At 63.7% G+C, this 3,753-nt stretch carries 3 protein-coding genes and 2 tRNA genes; 3 read left to right on the plus strand and 2 right to left on the minus strand.

The window, feature by feature from the left end; all coding sequences use genetic code 11:
• Nucleotides 1-237: 237 nt before the first annotated feature.
• Nucleotides 238-313, minus strand: a tRNA-Lys gene (locus E2K76_RS19965).
• 88 nt (nt 314-401) lie between these two features.
• Here E2K76_RS19965 and dapF point away from each other — a divergent pair.
• Nucleotides 402-1,217, plus strand: a complete 816-nt coding sequence (gene dapF / locus E2K76_RS19970; protein ID WP_136686187.1) for a diaminopimelate epimerase — start codon at nt 402-404, stop codon at nt 1,215-1,217.
• Entirely contained in the window at nt 1,214-2,458 is a 1,245-nt protein-coding gene (gene mtaB, locus E2K76_RS19975) for a tRNA (N(6)-L-threonylcarbamoyladenosine(37)-C(2))-methylthiotransferase MtaB (RefSeq protein ID WP_136686188.1), read from the plus strand. Before dapF ends, mtaB begins: the two co-directional genes overlap by 4 nt.
• Here the strand turns inward: mtaB and E2K76_RS19980 are convergent.
• Nucleotides 2,448-3,464 carry a LacI family DNA-binding transcriptional regulator gene (locus E2K76_RS19980; protein ID WP_136686189.1) on the minus strand — a complete coding sequence of 339 codons (1,017 nt, stop codon included), beginning with the start codon at nt 3,462-3,464 and terminating at the stop codon, nt 2,448-2,450. The two genes, mtaB and E2K76_RS19980, sit on opposite strands and share 11 nt — an antisense overlap.
• Nucleotides 3,465-3,572: 108 nt before the next feature.
• Here E2K76_RS19980 and E2K76_RS19985 point away from each other — a divergent pair.
• Nucleotides 3,573-3,649, plus strand: a tRNA-Arg gene (locus E2K76_RS19985).
• Nucleotides 3,650-3,753: the final 104 nt, after the last annotated feature.

Genomic DNA, 3,753 nt, shown 5'->3' on the forward strand with positions numbered 1-3,753 from the left:
TCCTAGATAGTCCAACTTTTTAGCCGCACCCCCGGTGTGCGAGCTACGGGTCAGCTTTTCGCAGCATGCCTTGTCCGGAGGTCAAGCAGCTATGACAGCACGATCTCCTCACTGCATTTCGACAGGAAGACCGTGCGAACAGGCCAGAGGTGCGCCATGTGCGCACTGTAGGTGACCAAAGTGCCACCAAACCTGACCAAAGTGCCTAAGCTGGATGACCAGCGACAAGAGTGAATGTGGTGAGCCCAGCAGGATTCGAACCTGCGACCCACTGATTAAAAGTCAGTTGCTCTACCAACTGAGCTATAGGCCCACTTCACGGGGGGCTGAGTATGACCTGCAGCCGATGGGGTCAAGTGCAAAAATTCATCCCTCTGGCGAAAACTTTGCCAAAGGCGTATATGGCCCCGATGAACCAGATCAGTTTCCTCAAGATGCACGGCCTTGGCAACGATTTTGTTGTGATCGACTCGCGTGGGCGCGAGGCGGTGACGACCCCCGCCATCGCGCGGGCGCTTGGCGACCGGCATCGCGGCGTCGGCTTCGACCAGTTGGCCGAGATTCGCGATTCCCAGGAAGCGGATGTCGGTCTCGACTTCTGGAACGCGGATGGCAGCCGCGCGGGGGCCTGCGGGAATGCCACGCGCTGCGTCGCCGCTTTGGTGATGGAAGGGACTGGCAAGGGCCGCGTCACGATCAAGACCCGGCGCGGGCTGCTGGAAGCGGTGCGCGACGGCGCGATGGTCAGCGTGAACATGGGCCAGCCGCAGCTTGACTGGGCCGACGTGCCGCTGGCCTCGGCTCAGGACCTGCACCGCCTGCCGATCGAGGGAGATCCCGTCGGCGTCGGCATGGGCAATCCGCATTGCGTCTTCTTCGTCGAGGATGCGGACCGCATCGATCCCGCGATCCGGGGGCCGGAGATCGAATATCACCCGCTGTTCCCCGAGCGCACCAATGTCGAATTCGCCAGCCTGATCGCGCCCGATCATCTGCGGATGCGCGTGTGGGAACGGGGCGCGGGCGTCACGCTTGCCTGCGGGTCCGGCACCTGCGCCACGGTCGTCGCGGCGCATCTGCGCGGGCTGACCGGGCGGCGCGTGATCGTCGATGTGGATGGCGGCCGGATGGAGATCGACTGGCGCGAGGATGGCGTCTGGATGACCGGCCCCACCGCCAAGGTGTTCGAGGGAGCCATCCCCATGGAGTGGCTATGACCGCGCCTGTCTTTGCAACCCTCGGCTGCCGCCTGAACGCCTATGAAACCGAGGCGATGAAGGAGCTTGCAGCGTCGGCGGGCCTGTCGAACGCGGTCGTGGTGAACACCTGCGCCGTGACCGCCGAAGCAGTGCGAAAGGCCAAGCAGGAAATCCGCCGCCTTGCCCGCGAAAACCCTGGTGCGCCCATATTGGTCACCGGTTGCGCCGCGCAGACCGAACCCGAAACCTTTGCCGAAATGTCCGAGGTCACCCGTGTCATCGGCAACCACGAAAAGATGCTGCCCGAAACGTGGAGCGGGCTGGACCTGATCGGCACGACCGAAAAGGTGATGGTCGACGACATCATGTCGGTGAAGGAAACGGCGGGACATCTGATCGACGGCTTTGGCCGCCACCGTGCCTATGTGCAGGTCCAGAACGGCTGCGATCACCGCTGTACCTTCTGCATCATCCCATACGGTCGCGGCAATTCGCGGTCGGTCCCGGCGGGCGTGGTGATCGAGCAGATCAAGCGGCTCGTGGATCGCGGCTTCAACGAGGTGGTGCTGACGGGTGTGGACCTGACCTCGTGGGGCGCGGACCTTCCCGCGACACCGCGTTTGGGCGATCTGGTGATGCGAATTCTGAGACTGGTGCCCGACCTGCCCCGCCTGCGGATCTCTTCGATCGATTCGATCGAGGCGGATGAGAACCTCTTGCACGCCATCGCGACCGAGCCGCGTCTGATGCCCCATCTGCATCTGTCGCTTCAGGCGGGCGACGACATGATCCTGAAACGGATGAAGCGCCGCCACCTGCGCGACGACGCGATCCGCTTCTGCGAGGATGCCCGCCGCCTGCGTCCCGACATGATCTTCGGTGCCGACATCATCGCAGGCTTCCCCACGGAAACCGAGGCGATGTTCGACAATTCATTGAAGCTGGTCGAGCAGTGCGGGCTGACCTTCCTGCACGTCTTCCCCTATTCCCCGCGCAAGGGCACGCCCGCCGCGCGGATGCCGCAAGTGCGTGGCCCTGCCATCAAGGACCGCGCCGCACGGCTGCGGGCAGCGGGCGAACGGCAAGTGGCGGCGCATCTTGCCGCGCAGCAAGGGCGCGTCCATCGCATTCTGATGGAAGGACCGCGCCTTGGCCGGACCGAACAGTTCACCGAGGTCGCCTTCACCAAAGACCGCCCCGAGGGGCAGCTTCTGACGGCGACCATCCTTGGCCATGACGGGATGCGGCTTACTGCCTGATCGTTCCGCCCGGCTCAAGCTTCGGGGTCAGGGTCACCACCTCGCCCCCGATCAACCCTTCGGGGTGGCGCCCTGCGACGATCATCGCCGCCTGCCGCCCGATCTCGGCCCGGCAGGCGTCCATCGTGGCAAGCCGCACCGGCAACCCGTCCAGCAGATCGACATTGTTGAATCCGGCCAGCCCGATCCTGCCCGGCACGTCGATCCCTTTGTCCAGACAGTAAAGCAGCCCGCCAGCGCCGATCATGTCATTGGAATAATAAAGAAAGTCGAGGTCTGGGCTGCGGGTCAGCATCGCCTCCGTCATCTCGCGCCCCTTGGCCAACGCCGAGCCGCCCTCATAGAATTCGCTGTCCGCCAGCCCGATCCCCGCCTCGGCCAGCACGGCGCGGAACCCGTCCAGCCGCTTTCGCGCGCGGTGGTCGTTGGGCATCCGCGTCCCCATGAAGCCGATCTTGCGGTATCCGGCGGCGATGATGGCCTTCGCCATCTCGCGCCCTGCCCGTTCATGGGAAATGCCCACGGCGCTGTCCACCGGGCTGCCATCCGTATCCATGATCTCGACCACCGGAACGCCCGCATTCTCCAACATCGCCCGCGCGGAATCGGTATGTTCCAACCCCGCGACGATGATCCCCGAAGGGCGCCAGGACAGCATCTCGTAGATCACCGCCTCCTCCCGCTCGGGCTGATAGTTCGACACGCCAAAGACGGGTTGCAGCCCCGTATCCTCCAGCACCGCCGAAATCGAGGTCAGCACCTCGGGAAACACCATGTTCGACAGCGATGGGATCACCACGCCGACAAGGTTCACCCGCTGGCTCGCCAACGCCCCCGCGATCTTGTTGGGCACATAACCCAGCGCCTTCGCCGCCTCCAGCACCCGCTCGCGCGTGGCGACCGACACATCGCCCCGGTTGCGCAGAACCCGGCTGACCGTCATCTCGCTCACCCCCGAGGCTTCGGACACATCGCGCAGGGTCAGCGGACGGCGGGGATCGGACATTGACGTCTCCTTGCAGCTTGGTCTGCTAGTGTTAGCGCCAAGCGTGTCACAGTCCAAGATGTTCCGCCTCTTGCGGAACAGGGATTTTCGACGCACAAGGTTCTCATCGGCCCCGTGGCTCAACTGGATAGAGCAGCCCCCTCCTAAGGGGCAGGTTACAGGTTCAAGTCCTGTCGGGGTCACCAATAAAATCATAAGTTGCTGCCAAGAAGGCATAAGTCTGCACATTTTGGCGTTTTTCTGCCCACCCCCTGTCAATGTATGTGCCGGCTGCTGTTCGCAATCGAGA

This window comes from Falsirhodobacter xinxiangensis (assembly GCF_004959935.1).
Classification (GTDB): Bacteria; Pseudomonadota; Alphaproteobacteria; order Rhodobacterales; family Rhodobacteraceae; genus Falsirhodobacter; species Falsirhodobacter xinxiangensis.